We start from the raw sequence: 20,374 nt of genomic DNA, 5'->3' as shown, positions 1-20,374 counted from the left end.
TCGGACACGATCCGACAGGGTCAGGGTCCGACCCGACGCGAACACGCACGAAGCGAGCATCGTCCGTCGTGGCCCCTCAACCACGGTCCCGGACGACGCTCGCTCCGTCTCCCCCGAGCTGCGCGCGTGCTCCCATACGCGCGCGGCCCCGCCTGAGCGGGTCTGTTCAGTGGGTCTTCAGCTGTTCTTCCGCCGGTCGTCAGCGGTTGCTGAAGGCCGCGTCGAACGACGCAGCCGGCGCGTCGAACGCGTTGCGACGGACGAACTCCAGGGCCTGCGGCGCCCCGACGAGCCGGTCCATCCCGGCGTCCTCCCACTCCACGGAGATCGGTCCTGAGTAGCCGATCGAGTTGAGCACCCGGAAGGAGTCCTGCCACGGCACGTCCCCGTTGCCGGTGGACACGAAGTCCCACCCGCGCCGCGGGTCGCCCCACGGCAGGTGGCTGGACAGGCGGCCGTTGCGGCCGTTGCCCAGACGCTTCTTCGTGTCCTTGCAGTCCACGTGGTAGATCCGGTCCCGGAACTCCCAGAGGAAGCCCACCGGGTCCAGGTCCTGCCAGACGAAGTGGCTGGGGTCCCAGTTCAGCCCGAACGCGGGCCGGTGCCCGATCGCCTCGAGCGTGCGCACGGTGGTCCAGTAGTCGTAGGCGATCTCGCTGGGGTGCACCTCGTGCGCGAACCGGACGCCGACCTCGTCGAACACGTCGAGGATCGGGTTCCAGCGGTCGGCGAAGTCCTGATAGCCCGCCTCGATGGTGTCCGCGCCGACGGGCGGGAACATCGCGACGTACTTCCAGATGCTCGACCCGGTGAAGCCGACGACGGTGTCGACGCCGAGCTTCGCCGCCAGCCGCGCGGTGTGCTTCATCTCCTCGGCCGCCCGCTGCCGGACGCCCTCGGGGTCACCGTCGCCCCAGACGCGGTCCGAGACGATGTCCCGGTGCCGCTGGTCGATCGGGTCGTCGCAGACGGCCTGGCCCTTGAGGTGGTTCGAGATCGCCCACACCTTGAGGTTGTACTTCTCCAGCAGCGCGAGCTTGCCGGCCACGTACTCGTCGTCGTCCCAGCGCCAGGGGTCCAGGTGGTCTCCCCAGCAGGCGATCTCGAGGCCGTCGTAGCCCCAGCCGGAGGCGAGCCGTGCGACCTCCTCGAAGGGCAGGTCTGCCCACTGGCCGGTGAACAGCGTGATCGGTCGGGACATCGTCAGCTCTCCTCTACCGGGGTCCAGGTGCTGCGGTCAGCAGCCGACCGCTCGACGGCGTCGAGCACGCGCTGGATGCGCAGGCCGTCCGCGAAGCTCGGCTCCGGCTGGCGCCGCTCCGCGATCGCGGTCACCAGGTCGACGGCCTGGTGCGTGAATGCGTGCTCGTACCCGAGCCCGTGCCCCGCGGGCCACCACGCTCCCACGTAGGGGTGCTCGGGCTCGGTCACGACGATGCGCCGGAAGCCGGCCTCGACGGCGGGCTGCGCGACATCGAAGAAGTGCAGGACGTTCATGTCCTCGAAGTCGAACGCGAGCGAGCCGGCCGAGCCGTTGATCTCGAGTCGGATCGCGTTCTTGCGGCCCCACGCGAACCGGGTCGCCTCGAACGTCGCCACTCCCCCGCCGGACATCCGGCCCAGGAAGATCGCGGCGTCGTCCACCGTCACGGGACCCATCGAGGTGCCGGCCGTGCCGTGCAGGCCGCTGTGCGCGGCGGCGACGGGCCGCTCGTGCACGAACGTCTCGAGGATCGCCGACACCCCGGTCACCCGCTCGCCGGTGACGAACTGCGCGAGGTCGACGATGTGCGCGCCGATGTCTCCCAGTGCCCCCGAGCCGGCCTTCTGCTTGTCCAGGCGCCAGGACAGCGGTGCGTCGGCGTCCGCGATCCAGTCCTGCAGGTACTGCGCGCGCACGTGCCGCACCGTGCCGATCCGGCCGTCGGCCACGAGCTGGCGGGCCAGCTGGATCGCCGGCACGCGCCGGTAGGTGAAGCCGACCATCGCGAGCTGACCGTTGGCGCGGGCAGCCTCGGCCGCCTCCGCCATCGCCGCGGCCTCGGCCACGCTGTTGGCCAGCGGCTTCTCGCAGAGCACGTGCTTGCCGGCCTCGAGCGCCGCGATGGCGATCTCGGCGTGCGTGTCGCCGGGCGTGCAGATGTCGACCAGGTCGATGTCGTCGCGGATGACGAGCGCCTTCCAGTCCGTCTCCACGCTCGACCATCCGAGCCGCGTCGCCGCAGCGGTCACCGCGGCCTCGTCGCGACCGGCGATCGCCGCCATGTCCGGATGCAGCGGCAGGTCGAAGAAGTGCGGTGCGTTGCGCCAGGCCTGCGAGTGCGCGACGCCCATGAAGGCGTAGCCGACCATGCCGACGCCGAGACGGTCTGTCATGTCTCTTGCCTTTCTGTCGGTGCTGCCGGGCGGACCGCGGACGGCCCGCCCGGCAGAGACTGGTCGGAGGTCAGGACGCGAAGCCGATGGGCAGGTACTGGTCCACGTTCTCCTTGGTGACGATGGGCGCGTACAGCTGGACCGTGCGGGGAGCCTCGCCGTCCACCAGGTCGCTCATGCCCTTGCCCTGGGCGAGGAGCCGCGCGAGCTTGACGCCGTCGGCACCCTGCGTCGACGGGTAGATGACCGTCGCCTTGAGCACGGTGTTGTCCGCCTTGATGGCGTCCATCGCGTTCTTCGAGCCGGCACCGCCGACCATGAAGAACTCGTCACGACCGGCGGCGTCGATCGCCGCCAGCACGCCGATGCCCTGGTCGTCGTCGTGGTTCCAGATGGCGTCGAGCTTCGGCTGAGCCTGCAGCAGCTCGGCGGCCGCCTCCTCGCCACCCTGGACGGTGAAGTCCGCGGCGACGCGGGCGTCGACCTTCAGACCGCACTTGGTGAGTGCGTCCTTGAAGCCCCGGCTGCGGTCCTGCGTCAGCGGCAGCGAGTCGATGCCCGCGATCTCGGCGACCTTGGCACCGGCCGTGCCGCCGATCTGCTCGCAGATGTACTCGCCGGCGCTGACGCCCATGCCGTAGTTGTCGCCGAGCACCGTGGTGCGGGCCGCGTTCGGGTCGCTGAACTCGCGGTCGACGTTGACCACGGGGATCCCCGCCTTCATCGCCTTCGTGGCGACCTCGGTCAGTGCCGCGCCGTCGCTCGGCAGGAGCACGATCGCGTCGACGCCGTCGTTGATGAACTGCTCGATCTGGCTGATCTGCACGCTGACGTCGTTGGTGCCCTCGGCCATGACGAAGTCGACGTCGGAGTACTTCTCGGCCTCGGCCTTGGCGGCAGAGTTGATCGCGCCGAGCCAGCCGTGGTCGGCCGCGGGGCCGGAGAACGCGATGGTGACCTGGTCGCCCGGTTCGTCGTTCCCACCCGGGGCAGCGGCGGGCGCCTCCGCGGCGCCGGTGTCCTCGGTCTCCTCGGGCGTGTTGGACGTACAACCCGCGGCGATGAGCGCGATGGCTGCGGTGGCGCCGGCAATGGCGAGCCACCGGTGACGCAGAGGTGCGGACATGACTGATCCTCCTTGATCGGACGTGCGGGGTGAGGTGCTGCTTGTCGACGACGGGGGTGTCGTCAGGTTCTTGCTGGGGAGCGACTTGCGATGCGCTGCTGGAGCAGCACGGCGACGACGATGATCACGCCCTTGGCCACGGCCTGGGCCGAGCTGGACAAGTTGTTCTGCGTGAAGACGTTGGAGAGCGTCGTGAAGATCAGGACGCCGAGGACGGTGCCGACGATCGTGCCGCGGCCGCCGACCAGGAGCGTGCCGCCGACGACGACGGCAGCGATGACGTCGAGCTCGAGGAACAAGCCGTTCGTGGAGCTGCCCGCCGTGGTGCGGCCGAGCATCATCACGCCGCCGATGCCTGCCCCGAGGCCGGAGAGGGCGTAGAGGTACATCGTGTGGCGCTTGACCTTGATGCCCGCCAGGCGGGCCGCCTCAGGGTTGCCACCGACAGCGATGGTGCGGCGCCCGAACGTGGTCCGGTTGAGCAGGATCCACCCGGCCACGGAGACCAGGACGAAGATCCAGACGAGCGTCGGGATACCGATGAGGTCGCCGCGGAAGAAGTCGAGGAACCCCTGGACCGAGACCACCTGCGTCTTGCGCTGGGCGATGATCTCGGCGAGGCCGCGGGCGGAGACCATCATGGCGAGCGTCGCGATGAACGCGACCACCTTGCCGTAGGCGATGAGCACCCCGTTGATCAGACCTGCTGCGAGGCCCACCGCGAGCGCGGTGATGACCATCACGCCCCAGTTGAGGTTCTGCGCCATCGTCTGGGTCGCCAGCGTGGACGCCCAGACGGACGCCAGCCCGATCACCGAGCCGACCGAGAGGTCGATACCCGCGCCGATGATGACGAACGTCATCCCGATGCTCACGACGCCGGTGACCGACGCGAGGCGCAGGATGGTCAGCGCGTTCTCGACGCTCGCGAACCGCTCGCCCGCCGTCGCGACACCGAAGATGCAGATGGCGAGGAGGGCGATCACCAGGCCGAGGTTCCGTCCGGCCGGGCCGTGCAGGATCCCTCTGCGGGGCGGCTTCGCGGGACCGTCGGCCGGCGCGGGCGCGTCGACGGCGTCGGTCATGGAGCGGCCCGGAACGGCTGCCCCCGGGGTCGTCTGCTCACTCACGCGGCACTTCCTTCCATGACGAGGTCGAGCACGCGGTGCTCGTCGATGCTGGCCGCCGGCCCGTCGTGGACCACGCGACCCTCGGAGACCACCAGGATCCGGTCGGACAGACCGATCACCTCCGCGATCTCGCTCGACACCACGACGACCGCGGCGCCGCCCTTCGCGAGCTCCGCGATCAGGCCGTAGATCTCGGACCGGGCGCCGACGTCGACGCCCCGGGTGGGCTCGTCCAGGAGCAGGACCCGGCAGCCGTGCACCAGCCAGCGCGCGAGGAGCACCTTCTGCTGGTTGCCACCGGACAGCGTCCGCGCAGCGCGAGCGGGGTCGGACGGCCGGACGTCGAGCGCGTCGATCTGCTCCTTGGCGACCCGGCGCTCCGAGGCCTCGTCGAGGAACGACGCGTTCGCCGTGCGCGCGAAGGTGGAGAGGGTGATGTTCCGGTAGACGGGCTCGTCGAGGATCAGGCCCTGGCTCTTGCGCTCTTCGGGGCAGAGCCCGATGCCCGCCTTGACCGCCCCGCTCACCGAGCCCGCTCGCAGCGTCTCGGTCCCGACCGAGACGGTGCCCGCGGTCCTCTTGCGCGCACCGAAGATCGTCTCGAGGATCTCCGTGCGGCCGGAGCCGACGAGCCCGGCGAGGCCGACGACCTCACCGGCGCGCACGTCGAACGAGACGTCCCTGAACGAGCCTGCGAGGCTGAGACCCTCGACGTGCAGGAGCGTCGCCGCGTCGTCGGGGACCTGCGGCCGCGGGGGGATCGCGTACTCGACGTTGCGGCCGGTCATCAGCCGGATGAGGTCGGTCGTCGGGGTCTCGGCGACGGACAGGCTCGTCGCGACCGTCCGGCCGTCCTTGAGCACTGTGATCCGGTCACCGATCTGCCGGATCTCGTCGAGCCGGTGGGAGATGTAGACGATGGCGACGCCCGAGCTCGTGAGCTCGTGGACCACCCGGAACAGGTTCTCCACCTCCTCCGAGTCGAGTACGGCCGACGGCTCGTCCATCACGATCACCCGGGCGTCGTGCGACAGGGCGCGGGCCATGCTGACGATCTGCTTGCCGGCGGCGGACAGCTGGCCCACCTCGCGGTGGGGCGAGATGTCGCCGTGGCCGAGCCGCTTGAGGATCGCCCGCGTGCTCGCCGTCACCGCGCGTCGCTGCGAGAAGCCGCCGACCGAGAGCTCGTGGCCGAGGTAGATGTTCTCGGCGACCGTCAGGCCGTCGACGACGTCGAGCTCCTGGTACATCGTCGCGATGCCGAGCTTCAGGCCGGCGACCGGGTGCGGGATCGTGACGGGCCGACCGTCGACGAGGATCTCGCCCTCGTCGGGCTGGTGGGCGCCCGCCAGGACCTTGATGAGGGTGGACTTGCCGGCACCGTTCTGACCGAGCAGGCAGTGGACCTCGCCGGCACGGATCTCGAGGTCGACGCCGTCGAGCGCCCGGGCGCCGGGGAACTGCTTCACGATGCCGCGCATCTGCAGAAGCACTGGGGTGTCGGGCGTGGGGTCTGCACTGACCATGTCGGAAAACGTAGGACTGACTTCTGTCGTCCGTCAAGCAAAAGTCGACGATTATGTGTCAGAGTTACGCGAACGTGACCTACACAAGGCGAGATGATTCACTGTGCGCATGGACGAGCTCCTCAAGTTCGCCCCCAAGCCGACCGGCGCCGGGGAGATGTTCCAGCTCCTGCGCGACGGGCAGCCGCGCACCCGCTCCGACCTGGCAACTCTCACCGGTCAGGCCCGCTCCACGATCGCTGCGCGCGTCGAGCTCCTGCTCTCCTCGGGGTTCGTCGCGCCGGCTGGAGAGGCCACCTCGACCGGAGGCAGGCCGCCTGCCACGTTCGCGTTCAACCCCGCCGCTCGTGTCGTCCTCGCGGTCGACCTCGGCGCCACGCACGCGCGTCTCGCGCTGACCGACCTCGTCGGGACCGTGCTCGCCGAGATCGGGGAACCGATCGCGATCGCCGAGGGTCCGACCGTCGTGCTCGACCGCGTCGTGTCGCTCGGCCACCAGCTGCTCGAGGACGCCGGTCGCCCCCTGACCGACCTCGTGAGCGTCGGGGTCGGGCTGCCCGGGCCCGTCGAGCACTCCTCCGGAAAGCCGATCAACCCGCCGATCATGCCCGGCTGGGACGACGCCGACGTGCCCGGCCACCTGTCGCGGCGGCTGCTGCACGTGCCCGTCCTGGTCGACAACGACGTCAACGTCATGGCCCTCGGCGAGCACACGTCGCAGTGGCCCAACGTCGACCACCTCCTGTTCGTCAAGGTGGCCACCGGGATCGGCGCAGGGATCATCTCCGACGCCCAGATCCGCCGCGGGGCCCAGGGCGCGGCCGGGGACCTCGGGCACATCGCCGTCCCCGGCGGGCCCGACCTGCCCTGCCGCTGCGGGAACTTCGGCTGCCTGGAGGCCGTCTCGAGCGGGCCGGCGATCGCCGACGCGCTGCGGGCGCTCGGCGTGGACGCCACGACGAGCGCCGACGTGGTCGCCCTCGTGCGGGCCGGCGACCCCGACGCCAGCCGTGAGGTCCGCGAGGCCGGCCGGCGCATCGGCGACGTGCTCGCCGCCTGCGTGAGCATGTTGAACCCGTCCGTGATCGTGATCGGTGGCATCGTTGCCGAAGCCGGGGAGCACCTGCTGGCCGGCATACGCGAGGTCGTCTACCGTCGATCTCTGCCGCTGGCGACGCAGCACCTGCGCATCGTCGCGTCCCGCACCAAGGGCCGCGCCGGCGTGCTCGGCGCGTCGGCGATGGCGTCCGACCACGTCCTGTCCGCCGCCGCCATCGACTCCCTGATCTCCTGAGGAGAGTGTTGTGACCCAGAACGCCCTAGTCGTCCGCGGCGGATGGGACGGGCACGCCCCCGCTGAGGCCGTCGACCTCTTCCTGCCCTTCCTGCGCGACAGCGGTTTCGACGTCACCGTCGAGGGGTCGCTCGAGGTCTACGCCGACGCCTCGACGATGGCTGCGACCGATCTGATCGTGCAGTGCTGGACCATGGGCGAGATCCTCGCCGACGAGCTGCACGGGCTGCGCGACGCCGTCGCCGCCGGGACCGGGTTCGCCGGGTGGCACGGCGGGATCGTCGACTCGTTCCGGATGGCCACCGACTACCTGCAGCTCGTCGGTGCCCAGTTCGCGGCGCACCCCGGCGGGATCGTGGACCACACCGTCAACATCCTCCCGTCGCGCGCGGACGACCCGCTCGTCGCGGGGATCTCCGACTTCGCCCTCCGGTCCGAGCAGTACTGGCTGCTCGCCGACGACCTGAACGACGTGCTCGCGACCACCACCATCTCCCCCGGTCCCGACGACCACTGGCACGGCCCGGTGGTCTCGCCAGCGGTCTGGACGCGTCGCTGGGGTCAGGGGCGGGTGTTCGTCTGCGCGCCTGGGCACCAGCTGGCGGACCTCGAGCTGCCGGCCGTCCGCACGATCATCGAGCGCGGACTGCTCTGGGCGGCCCGACCGAGCGCCTGACCGGCCTCAGGGGCGCGGGGCGTCCTGCGGGATGTCCGCGAGGCACGTCGCGAGCGGCTCCTTGCTCTCGTCATCCATCGCGGTCTCCTGGTGGCACGCGGCCCGACGAAGGCCGTACGGCGCTGCCGCGCCCATCTCTCGCACCTCCTGCTGGAGGTCGGGGACAGTGACGACGATCGTCTGGGTCCCCCGCGGCGCGCTCGTCGCCGGTGCCGGGACCGCGTCGTGGGTCGTCGTCGCGTGCGTCGGCACTGGGCCGGTCGCCCCGCCCGGTGCCACGGCGATGACGCCGGTCGCAGCCGCGCCCGCGAGGGCCGCGACCGTGAGGACCGCGGCGAGGGCGACTCCCGCGACCCGGCGTCTGCGCGCGGATGCGCTGCGGGCCGGGCTGCTGGCGGAGGGTGTCGGGCGGTGGGTCACACCCCTTCTATCGATCAGAAGGGCGCCGCGCTGAGGGGCCGGTCAGCGCGGGTCGCGCACCCGGTAGGAATAGCGGTCGGCGGGCTGGAAGCCCAGGCCCCAGTAGAGCGCCGCCGCGGCCGCGTTGTGCGCCTCCACCTGAAGGAACGCGCGCCGCGCCCCGGCCTCACGACCGTCGTGCAGCGCGCTCAGCGTGACGGCCCGCGCCAGGCCACGACGGCGGGCTGAGCCGTGCACCACGAGGCACGACAGGGCAGCCCAGTCGTCGACGCGCGCCACCCGGACCACCGCGACCGGCGTGGTGTCGTAGGTCGACGTCATCGACAGGTAGCTCGCCGGGGCGCCCGTGAGGATCGCCCGGCCCGTCTCGCGGTCTGCGGTGTCGTCCTTGGTTCCGAGCCAGAGGGCCAGCCAGTCGTCGTCGGGCTCGTCGCGGGCGGTGATCTGCAGGCCCGGGAGGGCGAGCCGGCCGGGGAGCGCAGGTTCGTCGACGAGGGACCGGACCAGCACGTCGGTCTCCGAGACGCTGCGGTAGCCGCGGGCGTCGAGCAGGCCGGCGACCTCCGTGCACGTGCGCTCCGCATCGACCCGATCGGTCCCGCCGGCCTCCACCAGCCGCGGGCGCGGCGCACGCACGGTGCTGAGCAGACCCGCGTCCGCGTAGACCTGCTCGACCTGGTCCAGCGCGGCTACCGGATCGGTCGGCCTGCCGGTCAGCAGGGCGCTGTTGCCGCGCCGCGTCAGCCCGTCGGAGACGCCCACGCGCCACCCGTCGACCTCGACGACCCGCAGCGGCGGCCACGTCCGCGTCTCCGCCAGCGCACCCGGCGCCTCGGGCGGGGTCCAGGTCTGGACCCGCAGGTGGACGTACTCGTGGCCCCAGTCGCGCTCCGGGACAGCGACGAAGCCGAGCCGGGCGTAGAGCCGGTGCGCGGTGACCATCGAGTCCAGCGTCGAGAGCACCACCCGCCGGGCGCCGGACGCGACCGCGTAGCCGAGCGCCGCACGCATCAGAGCCTCCGCGATGCCACGGCCACGTGCGCGCGGGGCGACTGCGAGCATGCGCACCTCGAGCTCGCCGGGCTCCGCGATCTCGGCGTACTCCGTGCCGTACGGCGCGAGCGTGACCGTGCCGACGACCGTCTCGCTGCCGTCCGCCTCCTCGCACGGGATCGTCGCGACCAGCAGCATCGCCTCGCGGGCTCGCCGCGTGGCGTCCCGCAGCTGGGCCTCGTACTCGTCGTCCTCGTCCAGCAGCCGGTCCGCCAGGTACGCCTCGGCGGTCAGTGCCCCGGCGCCCGCGATCTCGTCGTGCCGCGCCGGCCGGACGGTCGGCCCGGTCACCTGTGCCACCTTCACGGCACCGCCACCGGGTGGGTGGGGCCCCTGCTCATTCGCCCGCCTCGTCCGGTGCGCCGTCGCTCTCGTCGGCCGGCGCCTCCCCGACCCCGGCGGGGCCCTCCGCGAGCAGACGCTCGAAGCCGGCCTCGTCGAGGATCCGCAGGCCGAGCTCGCGCGCCCTGGTCTCCTTCGACCCCGCGTTCTCCCCGACCACCACGTAGTCCGTCTTCTTGGAGACGCTGCTCGACGTCTTGCCACCGCGCGCCAGGATCGCCTCCTTGGCCTCGTCGCGGTTGAGCCGCTCGAGCCCGCCGGTGACCACGACGGTCAGGCCCTCGAGGGTGCGGGGCATCGACTCGTCGCGCTCGTCCTGCATCCGGACGCCCGCGTCCTTCCACTTCCGGACGATCTCCGCGTGCCACTTGTCGTCGTCCTCGGGCTGGTCGAACCACGCGCGGACGGCCGTCGCGATGGTCGGCCCGACACCCTCGACGGAGGCCAGCTCGTCCTGGCCGGCCTCGCGGATCGCGTCCAGCGTCGCGAAGTGCTTGGCCAGCTCGCGGGCGGCGCTCGGTCCCACGTGCCGGATCGAGAGGGCGACGATGACCCGCCACAGCGGCTGCTCCTTGGCCTTCTCGAGGTTGGTGAGCAGCGCCTGACCGATCGCGTTCAGGTCTCCCGCCTCGCGCTGCCGGCCCGCCACCTTCGAGCTGGTCGAGAGCGTGAACTGCGGGACCTTGCGCAGGTCGTCGGCACCCAGGGCGAACAGGTCGCCCTCGTCCGTCACGACGCCCGCCGCCAGCAGGCTGTTGGCGGCCTGCTCGCCGAGCGCCTCGATGTCGAACGCGCCGCGCGAGGCCACGTGGTAGAGGCGTTCGCGCAGCTGGGCGGGGCAGGAGCGGGTGTTGGGGCAGCGGATGTCGACGTCGCCCTCCTTGCTCGGCGCGAGCGTCGTCCCGCACGACGGGCACTGCGTCGGCATGACGAACTCGACCTCGGTGCCGTCCCGCAGGTCCACCACGGGCCCGACGATCTCGGGGATGACGTCGCCCGCCTTGCGCAGCACCACGGTGTCCCCGATCAGGACGCCCTTGCGCTTCACCTCGCTGGCGTTGTGCAGCGTCGCCATCTCGACCGTGGAACCCGACACGAACACCGGCTCCATCACGCCGAAGGGCGTGACCCGGCCCGTGCGTCCGACGTTCACGCGGATGTCGAGCAGCTTGGTGTTCACCTCTTCCGGCGGGTACTTGTAGGCGATCGCCCACCGGGGTGCGCGGCTCGTCGCGCCGAGGCGTCGCTGCAGCGCGATCTCGTCGACCTTGACGACGATGCCGTCGATCTCGTGCTCGACGTCGTGCCGGTGCTCGCCGTTGTAGGCGATCATCTCCCGCACCCCGGGCAGACCCTGCACGACCTTCGTGTGGCCGGAGACGGGGACACCCCAGGACGCGAGCAGGTCGTACACCTGCGACTGACGCTCGATCCCGACGCCGCCGCCCGGGGCCCACCGCAGGGCGCCGATCCCGTGCGCGTACATCCGCAGGTCACGCGACGCCGTCACCCGCGGGTCCTTCTGCCGCAGCGAGCCCGCGGCCGCGTTGCGGGGGTTGGCGAACGGCGCCTTGCCCGCCGCGACCTGCGAGGCGTTGAGCTGCGCGAACGCCTCGACGGGCAGGAACACCTCGCCGCGGATCTCGATCAGCTCCGGGTGCGTCGCCAGGTCTCCGCCCAGCGTGTCCGGGATCGTCGAGATGGTCCGGACGTTCAGCGTCACGTCCTCCCCCGTGCGACCGTCCCCCCGCGTCGCGGCCCGCGTCAGCCGGCCCTTCTCGTACAGCAGCGCGATGGCGAGCCCGTCGATCTTCAGCTCGCACAGGTAGTGCAGCTGCGCGTCCGCCTCCAGGTCGCGGTGCACCCGGTCCGCCCAGGCGGCGATGTCCTCGTCGGAGAAGGCGTTGTCGAGCGAGAGCATCCTCTCCACGTGGCTGACGGAGGCGAACTCCGTGGAGAACGTGCCGCCCACCCGCTGCGTCGGGGAGTCCGGCGTCCGCAGGCCGGGGTGCTCGTCCTCGAGCGCCTGGAGCTCGCGCAGCCGCTCGTCGTACTCCTTGTCCGACGACACCGGGGCGTCGCGGATGTAGTACGCGAACTGGTCCGCGTCGATCAGGTCTGCCAGCTCGGTCCACCGGTGCCGGGCCTCGGCCGGGATCTCCCGGTCCGCGGAGGCGCTCACAGGTGCGGGGGCGTCGTCGATCTCTTCGCTCACGGTCCCATCATGGCGTGCGCCGCCCACACGCGAACGCTCCGCCGCGTCACTCGCGTGACCGGTCACGCTCCCGACGGAACCGGGGTGCGAGGAGCACGCCGACGCACACGGCCGCGCCGCCGACCGCGAGGGCCGCGCCGAGGCCGGCGGTGCCGGGCGACGCGGCTGCGACGACCACGGAGGTCGACGTCCCGGAGTCCTCGAAGGTGCAGATGCTCTGCGGCGGGACGACCGTGTAGTGGATCTTCGATCCCGGCAGCTCCTGCGCGACCGCCTGGAGGCAGGGCGAGTCGCCGGTCTCCGAGACCTCGAGCGTCTTGGTGCCGAGGCCGATGAAGGCGGCCGCGAGCATCACCAGGCCCACGAGAGCGGCGGCGGAGGCGATCAGCAGGACCAGCGGGCGACGCATCAGGACTCCGCCCGCTCGGCGACGAGCCGCGCGGCGCGCACCAGCCCGCCGAGGACCGCGCGCGCGTCGTCGGGCGAGCCGACGCCCGTGGCGTCGCCGGCCAGGAGGACCACGTCGCGCAGCCCCACCGACGGCAGGCCGACCGAGCGCCACGGCCGCAGGAGGAGGTCGGCCTGCCCGGCGACATCAGGTCCGGCGCACTGCGACGACGCCTGCGGGGGCAGCTCGGGCCAGAACGCCAGCCCGCCCTCGACGGTCTCGGCGACGCGCTCCCAGGACCGGTCGTCCAGCGCCGTGACGGCGAGCGCGAACCCGTCGGCCTCGGACGCCCGGATCGCGCCGATCGACGACCACGCCGTCCCGCCGTGCACGACCACGGACGCCGCTCCGGCGGCGCGCAGGGCGGAAGCCACGGTCGCGAGGTGCGACGCCGCGACGGGGCCCGGGACCGAGCGCAGCGCCGAGTAGCCCGAGAAGGACGGCAGCACCCCGGCCATCACCTGGGCGAGCAGCGGCTCGTGCAGGAGCACGGTCGGCACCGCCCCCGGCACGGCACGGCCGAGCGCGGCGAGGTGCTCGGCGAGCCCGTCGGACAAGGACGCGGCCAGCTCGCGCACGGCTCCCGTGTCGGACAGGACCCGGTCACCGCGTGCCAGGTAGAGCGACGCGGCGAGCGTGAGCGGCCCGAGCACGGGCACGACGAGCGGCCCGGCGTACCCGTGCGCGGCGACCGCGAGCGCGTCGAGGTCCTCGCGCCCGAGCGCCTGCGCGCGCGCCAGGTCCCGGCCCGGACGGTCCGCGAGCTTCCAGCCGTGGGCGCCGAGCTCGGTGGGCAGGTCGGCGAGCAACGACGACGCCCGCCCCACCGGATCTCCCCACGGCCCGCGTGCCGCCAAGGACACCGTGAACGGCACCCCGGCCACCTCGGACGGCGTGTCGAGCAGGTCGCCGACGACGACGGTCTGCGCCTCGAGCACGTCGGTGCCCGGCCACGGCCCGGTCCCGGTGACGGACGGTCTGCCGCTCACCGGGAGACGCCGACAGGAGCTGCGGCGGAGGCGGCGGAACGCACGGCCGCGGTCACGGTCGCCTGACCGAGCACGCGGGTGCCGTCGTAGAGCACCGCGGACTGCCCCGGCGCGACGCCGCGCAGCGCGCCGTCGACCGCGACGGACACCGACCCGTCGGGCAGCACGGAGGCGCGCGCAGGCACGGCCGCACCGTGCGCCCGGACCTGCAGCGAGCACTCGAAGGTCGACGAGACCGGAGCGAACCAGACGGCCCGGTCGGCCTGCACGACGTCGACGGCGAGGTCGACCGCCGATCCGACGACCACCCGGTTGTTGACCGGCTCCACCGACAGCACGTACCTCGGCTTCCCGTCGGGCGCGGGCCTGCCGATGGCGAGCCCCCGACGCTGCCCGACGGTGTACGCGTACGCGCCGTCGTGCGTGCCGAGCACCGCGCCGGACTCGTCGACGATCTCTCCCGGCTGCGACCCGAGCCGCGAGCGCAGGAACCCCTGGGTGTCCCCGTCGGCGACGAAGCAGATGTCGTAGGAGTCGGGCTTGGCCGACACCGACAGCCCGCGTGCGGCCGCCTCCCGACGGGTCTCCTCCTTGGAGACGACGTCGCCGAGCGGGAACAGCGACCGCTCGAGGCGGGCGGGCCCCATGACCGCGAGGACGTAGGACTGGTCCTTGGCGGGGTCGACGGACCGGTGCAGCTCGCGCGTGCCGTCGTCGGAGAGCGCGATGCGCGCGTAGTGCCCGGTGGCCACCGCGTCGAAGCCGAGAGCGACGGCCTTGTCCAACAGCGTCGCGAACTTGATGTGCTCGTTGCAGCGCACGCACGGGTTAGGGGTGCGGCCGGCCTCGTACTCGGCGACGAAGTCGGCGACGACGGTGTCCTCGAACTTCTCCGAGAGGTCCCATACGTAGTACGGGATGCCCAGCACGTCGGCGGCGCGTCGGGCGTCGCCGGCGTCCTCGATCGAGCAGCAGCCGCGCGAGCCGGTGCGGAACTGGTCCCGCGTGCGCGACAGGGCCATGTGCACGCCGACGACGTCGTGCCCGGCGTCGACCGCGCGCGCGGCCGCGACCGCCGAGTCGACGCCACCGGAGAGAGCTGCCAGGACGCGCATCAGGACACCGCCGCCAGGCCGGCGGCGCGGGCGCGGTCGACGACCCCGGGGAGGACCTCGAGCAGGGTGGACACGTCCGACGGGACGGACGTGTGGCCCAGGCTGAACCGCAGCGCGCCCCGCGCCTCGAGCTCGTCGACGCCCATGGCCAGCAGGACGTGGCTGGGCCGCGGCACGCCGGCCTGGCACGCGGAACCGGTCGACGCCTCGACACCCGCCGAGTCGAGCAGGTACAGCAGCGAGTCGCCCTCGCAGCCCCCGAAAGTGAAGTGCGCGTTCGCGGCCAGCCGATCCGACCGCGGACCGCGCAGCACCGCGCCGGGGACGGCCGCGAGGACGCCGTCGATCAGGGAGTCCCGCAGGGCACCGACGCGCGAGGCGAAGGAGGCCTGCGACGACACGGCCGAGGAGACCGCCGTCGAGAAGGAGGCGAGCAGGGCCGCGTCGAGCGTCCCGGACCGCACCCCACGCTCCTGGCCGCCGCCGTGCTGCACGGGCGTCAGCTCGAGCCCCCGGCGCGCGAGGAGCGCCCCGACACCGCCCGGGCCGCCGACCTTGTGCCCCGAGATCGTGAGGGCGTCCAGCCCGGACGCACCGAAGTCGACCGGCACCTGCCCCACGGCCTGGACCGCGTCGGCGTGCACGGGGACCCCGTGCTGGTGCGCGAGCGCGACGACCTCGGAGATCGGCTGCAGGGCCCCGACCTCGTTGTTGGCCCACATGACCGACAGGAGCGCCGCCTCGTCGCCGTGCTGCGCCAGCTCCTCCGCGAGCGCCTCGACGACGAGCACGCCGTCCGAGTCCACCGGCAGGAGCACCAGCTCGGCGCCCGCGTGCTCGGCCATCCAGAAGGCCGGGTCGAGGACCGCGTGGTGCTCGACGGCCGACACCAGGATCCGGCGTCGTCGCAGGTCGTGCGTCCGTCGTGCCCAGAAGAGACCCTTGACGGCGAGGTTGTCCGCCTCGGTCCCGCCGCCGGTGAACAGGACCTCGCTGGGCCGTGCGCCGAGCGACGCGGCGAGCTGCTCGCGCGACTCCTCGACGACCCGTCGCGCAGCCCGACCGGACGCGTGCAGCGACGAGGGGTTGCCGGTGCGCGCGAGGTGCTCGACGAGCACTCGCGAGGCCTCCGGGAGCATGGGCGTGGTCGCCGCATGGTCGAGATACACGCTCACCCGGCCCAGTCTACGAACCGATGAGAGCGCATCCGTCCGCCGGTCCGTGGGATCACCCGTCAGGGTCTCGACATTCCCTGGCAGGATGTGCCGCGTGAGTGCCGACGACGTCATTGCCCTCCCGCTCGCCTTCAGCGGCCAGCGGCTGGACTGGCGTGACCTGCCGCGGCACATCCGGACCCGGATCGCCGAGCTGGCCGGCTCCCAGGTCACCGCCGAGATCAGCGCGACCAGCGGCTTCAGCCCCGGTTTCGCGGCGGTCCTCGAGCTGGCCGACGGGCGCGGCGTCTTCGTCAAGGCGGTCTCCGGCGAGCAGAACCCGCTGTCCCCCGACCTGGCCCGCGCCGAGATCCGCGTGGCCCGCAGCCTGCCGCCGCAGGTGCCGGCGCCCCGGCTGCTGTGGTCGTCGGACGACGACGACTGGGTGATCCTCGGCTTCGAGGTGATCCACGGCCGCTCGCCCGAGCTGCCGTGGAAGCGTGCGGACCTGGACGCGGTCGCCGACGCGCTCGGCGCGCTCGCGGACGCGGAGCCCCTGCCCGGTCACCAGCTGCCCCGCACGGACGACCTGCTGGCCGACGACTTCACGGGCTGGCGCAGGCTGACGGCGCTGGACGACTCGGACCAGGAGCGGTACGCCGAGGTGGCCGGCGACCTCGGCCGGTGGGCGTACGACAACCGCGAGCAGCTCGTGCTCTGGGAGCAGGAGGCCCTGCGCGTCTGCTCCGGCGACGCGCTCGTGCACGGCGACCTGCGCGCCGACAACGTGCTCATCGACCCGGACCACGACCACCGCGTCTGGCTCATCGACTGGCCGCACGCGAGCGTCGGGGCGCCCTGGCTCGACCTCGCGTTCATGCTCCCGAGCGTCGCCCTGCAGGGCGGCGGCGACGCCGCGACGAACTTCCGCGGCCACGCCGTCTCCGAGGGCGTGCACGACGACGACCTGCGCGCGGGCCTGGCCGGGCTCGCGGGCTACTTCGCGTGGGGCTCGCGACAGCCGCCCCCGCTCGGCATCCCGAACCTGCGCCGCTTCCAGGCAGCGCAGGCCGTGGCGACGCTGCGCTGGCTGCGCGACCTGTCCTGAGGCGGTTCGTCCTTCTCCTTCAGCTTCGCCTCACGCTCGCGCAGCGGCGGTGGGTGGTTTCACCCCTCCGGCCGAACGGGGTTGGGTACGTTCGTTGGATGGGCGCGATGCGCGAGGTGGAGCTCGACGACACCCCGGCGGTGCCGGCCGGTCCACCCCGTCGCCGGCACACCCGCCTCCTCATCGCGGTCGGCGTCGCCGCCGTCGTCGCCCTGGTCGGCGGACAGCTCGTGGTGGACGCCCGGGAGCGCGCCGCCACGGCCGGGGTCGCCGGGCTGCTCGACGACCTCGCGTCGCCGCCACACGTCCTGTGGGCGGACTCCGCCCAGGGCTCGCCCTTGTGGCGGGGGCCGCTCGAGGACGAGCGCCTCGTGGAGCTCCGGATCGTCGACGACGGTTCGCAGCAGCTCTCGGCGAGGAGCGCGACGACCGGAGAGCCGCTGTGGACCTCGACGCTGACCGACCCCTCACCGGCGTCGGCCGCGGCGCGCGCCACGGGCGCACGGATCTTCGGCGACAGCACCTGTGCGGTCTCGCCAGGCGGCTCCGGCGCACCACCGGAGGTCGTCTGCCTCGTCACCGACGGGTTCATGCGGCTCAACCCGCAGCTCGGCGTCGCGGCTGCGAGCCAGTCGATCACCACGACCCCGACCCGCACGCACGTGGAGGTCATCGACGGCGAGGACGGTTCGATCGCGGCGCAGTGGCCCGTCGGGGGTTCGGCCCTGCTGCTGTCCGGCCGGGGCCAGGTCGTCGTCGCCGGGAGCACGTCGAGCCGTCTCGAGGTGTCCGCCTACAGCCTCGACGGGGATCCGCGCTGGACCCTCGGCATCCCGCTCGCCGTCCCCGAGCCCGGGAGCCTGCGCGGCAGGACCACGAGCCTGGTCCGGTCGGGGTCGGACATCGCGGTGGAGACGTTCGGCACGAGGGTCGTCCTGGACGGGCACGGGAGGCTGGTCCGCGACGACGTGGGGCGCGGGTCGACGGACGGCGGCTTCGCGGTCCGGGACCACCTCCTCCAGCTCCAGGACGGTGCCGGCTCCTGGGCGACGACCACCCTGGTCGCCGCGGACGAGCCGGCCGACGTCACCGTGGCGGGCGTCCCGGTGCGGATCGGCGACGTCGACGACGGCAGCCTGCCGGACATCGTGCTCACGGCCGGAGCGGGCCTGCGCGCCTGGGACGCCGGCACCGGCACGCCACGGTGGCGGGCCGACGGCGTCCGCCCGGGCCACGCCGCAGGGGTCGTTCTCGACGGCACGGTGTACGTGCCGACGGCCTCGGGCGTCGTCGCGGTCGACGGACGCTCCGGCCGGACGCTCTGGGAGAGCGCCTTGTCGTCGCCCGACCTGCTGGCGACCGACGGCCGGCTGGTGCTCGTCGCGTCGTCGGCGACGCGCACGCTCGCGGCGTACGAGATGTCCACCGGCCGACCCCGGTGGTCGGTGCCGTACCCGCTCGACGTCCGCACGATCGAGCAGATCGGCGGTCGCCTGTACGGCGAGCGGGCGGACCAGTCCCTCGTCGCGCTCGTCAGCCCTTGAGGCGGCGCAGCTCTGCGACGGCCTGCGGGAGGACCGTGAACAGGTCGCCGACCACGCCGAAGTCGGCGATCTCGAAGATCGGGGCGTCGGGGTCGGAGTTGATCGCGACGATCGTGCCGGCGGCCTGCATGCCGCCGCGGTGGTGCACCGCGCCGGAGACGCCGACGCCCACGTAGAGCTTCGGGGCGATCGTCACGCCGGTCTGGCCGATCTGGGCGTCGTGGCCGATCCAGCCCTCGTCGGTGGCCACGCGCGTGGCTCCGACGGCGCCGCCGATGACGTCGGCGAGCTCCTCGACGAGCGAGAAGTCGCCCTCGGTGCCGCGGCCGCCGGCCACGACGACCGACGCGCTGGACAGGTCGGGGCGGCCGCTCTCGGGGCGCACGGTCCGCTCGACCAGCGTGACCCTGCGCGCCTTGTCGCTGACCGACACGGCGTGCTCGGACACGATCGGCGCGACCGGGGGAACCGTCGAGACGACCACGCTGTTCGGCTTGACCGTGACGATCGCGAGCGGCGCGGTGATCGCGCACGCCGTGTTCCACGTGCCGGCAAAGACAGTCTTGGCGGCGACGAACCGGCCGTCCACGAGCGAGAGCGTGTCGGCGTCCGTGATGACGCCGGCCCCCGTGGCGACGGCGAGGCGCGCGGCCGCCTCCTTGTTCTCGAACGACGACTCCAGCAGGAGCAGCCCGGCGCCGGTCGCGTCGAGCAGCGACGCGAGCGACTCGGCCAGCACGGCCGACAGGTGCAGGTCGGCGTCGGCCGAGAGCCGGTGGACGTGCGTGACGCCGAGCGAGGCGAGCTCGTCGATGACCGCGGCGGACGGCTCGACGCCGTCGAGCGGCCAGGCGGCGTGCACGGCCTCGTCGCCGGCGAGCGAGCGGGCCAGGGTCAGCAGCTCGCGGACGGGCGCGCGCAGGGCGCCGGCCTCGGTGTGGTCGAGCAGGACGAGCACGGGTGCAGATGCAGTCACGGCAGGAAGTCCTCTGCTGGAAGTCAGACGAGCTGGTTGTCGACGAGGAACGCGGCCAGACGAGCGCCGGCGTCGCCGGTGTCGTTGATCAGCACGCGGTTCTCGCGCGTCGGGCGCGCGGCGGCCTCGAGCACCTCGGTCCGGGCCCCGGCGGCGCCGACGCGCGTGGCGTCCAGGCCGAGGTCCGCGAGCGTCAGGGTCGTGATGGGGATCTTGCGGGCCGCCATGATGCCCTTGAAGCCCGGGTAGCGCGGCTCGTTGGCCTGGTCGGTCACGGAGACGAGCGCGGGCAGCGACGCCTCGAGCACCTCGGAGGAGTGGTCAAGGTTGCGCCGGACGCGGACCGTGCGGGCATCGGCGTCGACCGTGAGCTCCGCGGCGAGCGGCAGCGCGGGCAGGTCGAGCAGCTCGGCGATCGCCGTCGGCAGCAGCGACGTGAGCGCGTCGAGGCCGGCCATGCCGGTGAGGACCAGGTCCACCGGCTCCTGCGCGTCCAGGTGCCGGATCGCGGCCGCGAGCACGCGCGCGGTGCCGATCGCGTCGGAGCCGCCGATCGCGTCGTCGACCACGTGCACGGCCTCCTGCGCGCCCAGCTGCAGGCCGCGGCGCACCGCGTCGGCGGCGTCGGACGGACCCACCGTCAGGGCCACCACGGAACCCTCCGAGGCCTCGACGAGCGCGATGGCCGCCTCGAGCGCGTTCTCGTCGAGCTCGTTGATGGTGCCGTCACCCCCGTCCCGCACCACGCGGTGGTCCGGGCCGATGGCCCGCTCCGACTGGATGTCCGGGACATGCTTCACGCACACGACGATCCTCACCCGCGGAAGGTTACCCGCCGCAGCGCCCCCGACCGACGCCTGTGTCGCCAGCCGGAAACACGCC

General features: G+C 72.9%; 18 protein-coding genes. 4 read left to right on the top strand and 14 right to left on the bottom strand.

Going from position 1 to position 20,374, the window contains the following annotated elements; all coding sequences use genetic code 11:
• Positions 1 to 199 precede the first annotated feature (199 nt).
• The 5 genes from AC1DUE_RS06455 to AC1DUE_RS06435 form a co-directional block, all read right to left on the bottom strand.
• Positions 200 to 1,201, bottom strand: coding sequence for a sugar phosphate isomerase/epimerase family protein (locus AC1DUE_RS06455; RefSeq protein WP_477038579.1), 1,002 nt, complete (start codon positions 1,199 to 1,201; stop codon positions 200 to 202).
• A 2-nt stretch (positions 1,202 to 1,203) separates the two neighbouring features.
• Complete coding sequence (locus AC1DUE_RS06450; protein WP_477038578.1) at positions 1,204 to 2,376, bottom strand: Gfo/Idh/MocA family protein; 1,173 nt, start codon at positions 2,374 to 2,376, stop codon at positions 1,204 to 1,206.
• 70 nt (positions 2,377 to 2,446) lie between these two features.
• Positions 2,447 to 3,502: a substrate-binding domain-containing protein gene (locus tag AC1DUE_RS06445; protein WP_477038577.1), complete on the bottom strand. Its 1,056-nt coding sequence runs from the start codon at positions 3,500 to 3,502 to the stop codon at positions 2,447 to 2,449.
• Positions 3,503 to 3,564: 62 nt separating this feature from the next.
• Entirely contained in the window at positions 3,565 to 4,632 is a 1,068-nt protein-coding gene (locus AC1DUE_RS06440) for an ABC transporter permease (RefSeq protein WP_477038576.1), read from the bottom strand.
• Positions 4,629 to 6,158 (bottom strand): sugar ABC transporter ATP-binding protein, encoded by a 1,530-nt coding sequence (locus AC1DUE_RS06435; protein WP_477038575.1) that lies wholly within the window; start codon positions 6,156 to 6,158, stop codon positions 4,629 to 4,631. Before AC1DUE_RS06435 ends, AC1DUE_RS06440 begins: the two co-directional genes overlap by 4 nt.
• Before the next feature lie 109 nt (positions 6,159 to 6,267).
• Here AC1DUE_RS06435 and AC1DUE_RS06430 point away from each other — a divergent pair, with 109 nt between their 5' ends.
• Together AC1DUE_RS06430 and AC1DUE_RS06425 are read left to right on the top strand one after the other, a co-directional pair.
• Complete coding sequence (locus AC1DUE_RS06430; RefSeq protein ID WP_477038574.1) at positions 6,268 to 7,452, top strand: ROK family protein; 1,185 nt, start codon at positions 6,268 to 6,270, stop codon at positions 7,450 to 7,452.
• A gap of 10 nt (positions 7,453 to 7,462) precedes the next feature.
• Positions 7,463 to 8,128: a ThuA domain-containing protein gene (locus AC1DUE_RS06425; protein WP_477038573.1), complete on the top strand. Its 666-nt coding sequence runs from the start codon at positions 7,463 to 7,465 to the stop codon at positions 8,126 to 8,128.
• A gap of 6 nt (positions 8,129 to 8,134) precedes the next feature.
• Here the strand turns inward: AC1DUE_RS06425 and AC1DUE_RS06420 are convergent, their stop codons facing one another.
• From AC1DUE_RS06420 to AC1DUE_RS06390, 7 genes are read right to left on the bottom strand one after another with little or no spacing between them, the layout of a single operon-like run.
• Positions 8,135 to 8,548: a hypothetical protein gene (locus AC1DUE_RS06420; RefSeq protein WP_477038572.1), complete on the bottom strand. Its 414-nt coding sequence runs from the start codon at positions 8,546 to 8,548 to the stop codon at positions 8,135 to 8,137.
• A 42-nt stretch (positions 8,549 to 8,590) separates the two neighbouring features.
• Positions 8,591 to 9,892, bottom strand: a complete 1,302-nt coding sequence (locus AC1DUE_RS06415; RefSeq protein ID WP_477038571.1) for a GNAT family N-acetyltransferase — start codon at positions 9,890 to 9,892, stop codon at positions 8,591 to 8,593.
• Positions 9,893 to 9,938: 46 nt separating this feature from the next.
• Positions 9,939 to 12,158, bottom strand: a complete 2,220-nt coding sequence (gene ligA / locus AC1DUE_RS06410) for an NAD-dependent DNA ligase LigA (RefSeq protein WP_477038570.1) — start codon at positions 12,156 to 12,158, stop codon at positions 9,939 to 9,941.
• A gap of 46 nt (positions 12,159 to 12,204) precedes the next feature.
• On the bottom strand, positions 12,205 to 12,567 hold the full coding sequence (locus tag AC1DUE_RS06405; RefSeq protein ID WP_477038569.1) for a hypothetical protein: 363 nt from the start codon (positions 12,565 to 12,567) through the stop codon (positions 12,205 to 12,207).
• Positions 12,567 to 13,595, bottom strand: coding sequence for a uroporphyrinogen decarboxylase/cobalamine-independent methonine synthase family protein (locus AC1DUE_RS06400; RefSeq protein WP_477038568.1), 1,029 nt, complete (start codon positions 13,593 to 13,595; stop codon positions 12,567 to 12,569). The genes AC1DUE_RS06405 and AC1DUE_RS06400 overlap by 1 nt, the downstream gene beginning before the upstream one ends.
• The gene (gene mnmA / locus AC1DUE_RS06395) at positions 13,592 to 14,710 is read right to left on the bottom strand and encodes a tRNA 2-thiouridine(34) synthase MnmA (RefSeq protein WP_477038567.1); all 1,119 of its coding nucleotides are present in this window, start codon (positions 14,708 to 14,710) and stop codon (positions 13,592 to 13,594) included. The genes AC1DUE_RS06400 and mnmA overlap by 4 nt, the downstream gene beginning before the upstream one ends.
• The gene (locus tag AC1DUE_RS06390) at positions 14,710 to 15,885 is read right to left on the bottom strand and encodes a cysteine desulfurase family protein (protein ID WP_477038566.1); all 1,176 of its coding nucleotides are present in this window, start codon (positions 15,883 to 15,885) and stop codon (positions 14,710 to 14,712) included. Before AC1DUE_RS06390 ends, mnmA begins: the two co-directional genes overlap by 1 nt.
• 94 nt (positions 15,886 to 15,979) lie before the next feature.
• On the opposite strand from AC1DUE_RS06390, the gene AC1DUE_RS06385 reads away from it, so the two are divergent.
• Together AC1DUE_RS06385 and AC1DUE_RS06380 are read left to right on the top strand one after the other, a co-directional pair.
• Positions 15,980 to 16,972: a phosphotransferase family protein gene (locus AC1DUE_RS06385; RefSeq protein WP_477038565.1), complete on the top strand. Its 993-nt coding sequence runs from the start codon at positions 15,980 to 15,982 to the stop codon at positions 16,970 to 16,972.
• 98 nt (positions 16,973 to 17,070) lie between these two features.
• Complete coding sequence (locus tag AC1DUE_RS06380; protein WP_477038564.1) at positions 17,071 to 18,516, top strand: outer membrane protein assembly factor BamB family protein; 1,446 nt, start codon at positions 17,071 to 17,073, stop codon at positions 18,514 to 18,516.
• Here the strand turns inward: AC1DUE_RS06380 and AC1DUE_RS06375 are convergent.
• Together AC1DUE_RS06375 and AC1DUE_RS06370 are read right to left on the bottom strand one after the other, a co-directional pair.
• Complete coding sequence (locus tag AC1DUE_RS06375) at positions 18,506 to 19,492, bottom strand: electron transfer flavoprotein subunit alpha/FixB family protein (RefSeq protein ID WP_477038563.1); 987 nt, start codon at positions 19,490 to 19,492, stop codon at positions 18,506 to 18,508. The genes AC1DUE_RS06380 and AC1DUE_RS06375 overlap by 11 nt on opposite strands.
• Positions 19,493 to 19,515: 23 nt before the next feature.
• Complete coding sequence (locus AC1DUE_RS06370) at positions 19,516 to 20,310, bottom strand: electron transfer flavoprotein subunit beta/FixA family protein (protein WP_477038562.1); 795 nt, start codon at positions 20,308 to 20,310, stop codon at positions 19,516 to 19,518.
• Positions 20,311 to 20,374 lie beyond the last annotated feature (64 nt).

The sequence above is a fragment of the Cellulomonas sp. P4_A2 genome (assembly GCF_056402515.1).
The sequence above is the reverse complement of the archived record's forward strand: the minus strand, read 5'-3'. Positions and strand labels throughout refer to the sequence as shown.

Excerpts from the sequence above, each read along its gene's own strand:
- AC1DUE_RS06405 (WP_477038569.1), bottom strand. The coding sequence starts at position 12,567 with ATGCGTCGCCCGCTGGTCCTGCTGATCGCCTCCGCCGCCGCTCTCGTG.
- AC1DUE_RS06450 (WP_477038578.1), bottom strand. The coding sequence starts at position 2,376 with ATGACAGACCGTCTCGGCGTCGGCATGGTCGGCTACGCCTTCATGGGC.
- AC1DUE_RS06455 (WP_477038579.1), bottom strand. The coding sequence starts at position 1,201 with ATGTCCCGACCGATCACGCTGTTCACCGGCCAGTGGGCAGACCTGCCC.
- AC1DUE_RS06430 (WP_477038574.1), top strand. The coding sequence starts at position 6,268 with ATGGACGAGCTCCTCAAGTTCGCCCCCAAGCCGACCGGCGCCGGGGAG.
- mnmA (WP_477038567.1), bottom strand. The coding sequence starts at position 14,710 with ATGCGCGTCCTGGCAGCTCTCTCCGGTGGCGTCGACTCGGCGGTCGCG.
- AC1DUE_RS06435 (WP_477038575.1), bottom strand. The coding sequence starts at position 6,158 with ATGGTCAGTGCAGACCCCACGCCCGACACCCCAGTGCTTCTGCAGATG.
- AC1DUE_RS06380 (WP_477038564.1), top strand. The coding sequence starts at position 17,071 with ATGGGCGCGATGCGCGAGGTGGAGCTCGACGACACCCCGGCGGTGCCG.
- AC1DUE_RS06445 (WP_477038577.1), bottom strand. The coding sequence starts at position 3,502 with ATGTCCGCACCTCTGCGTCACCGGTGGCTCGCCATTGCCGGCGCCACC.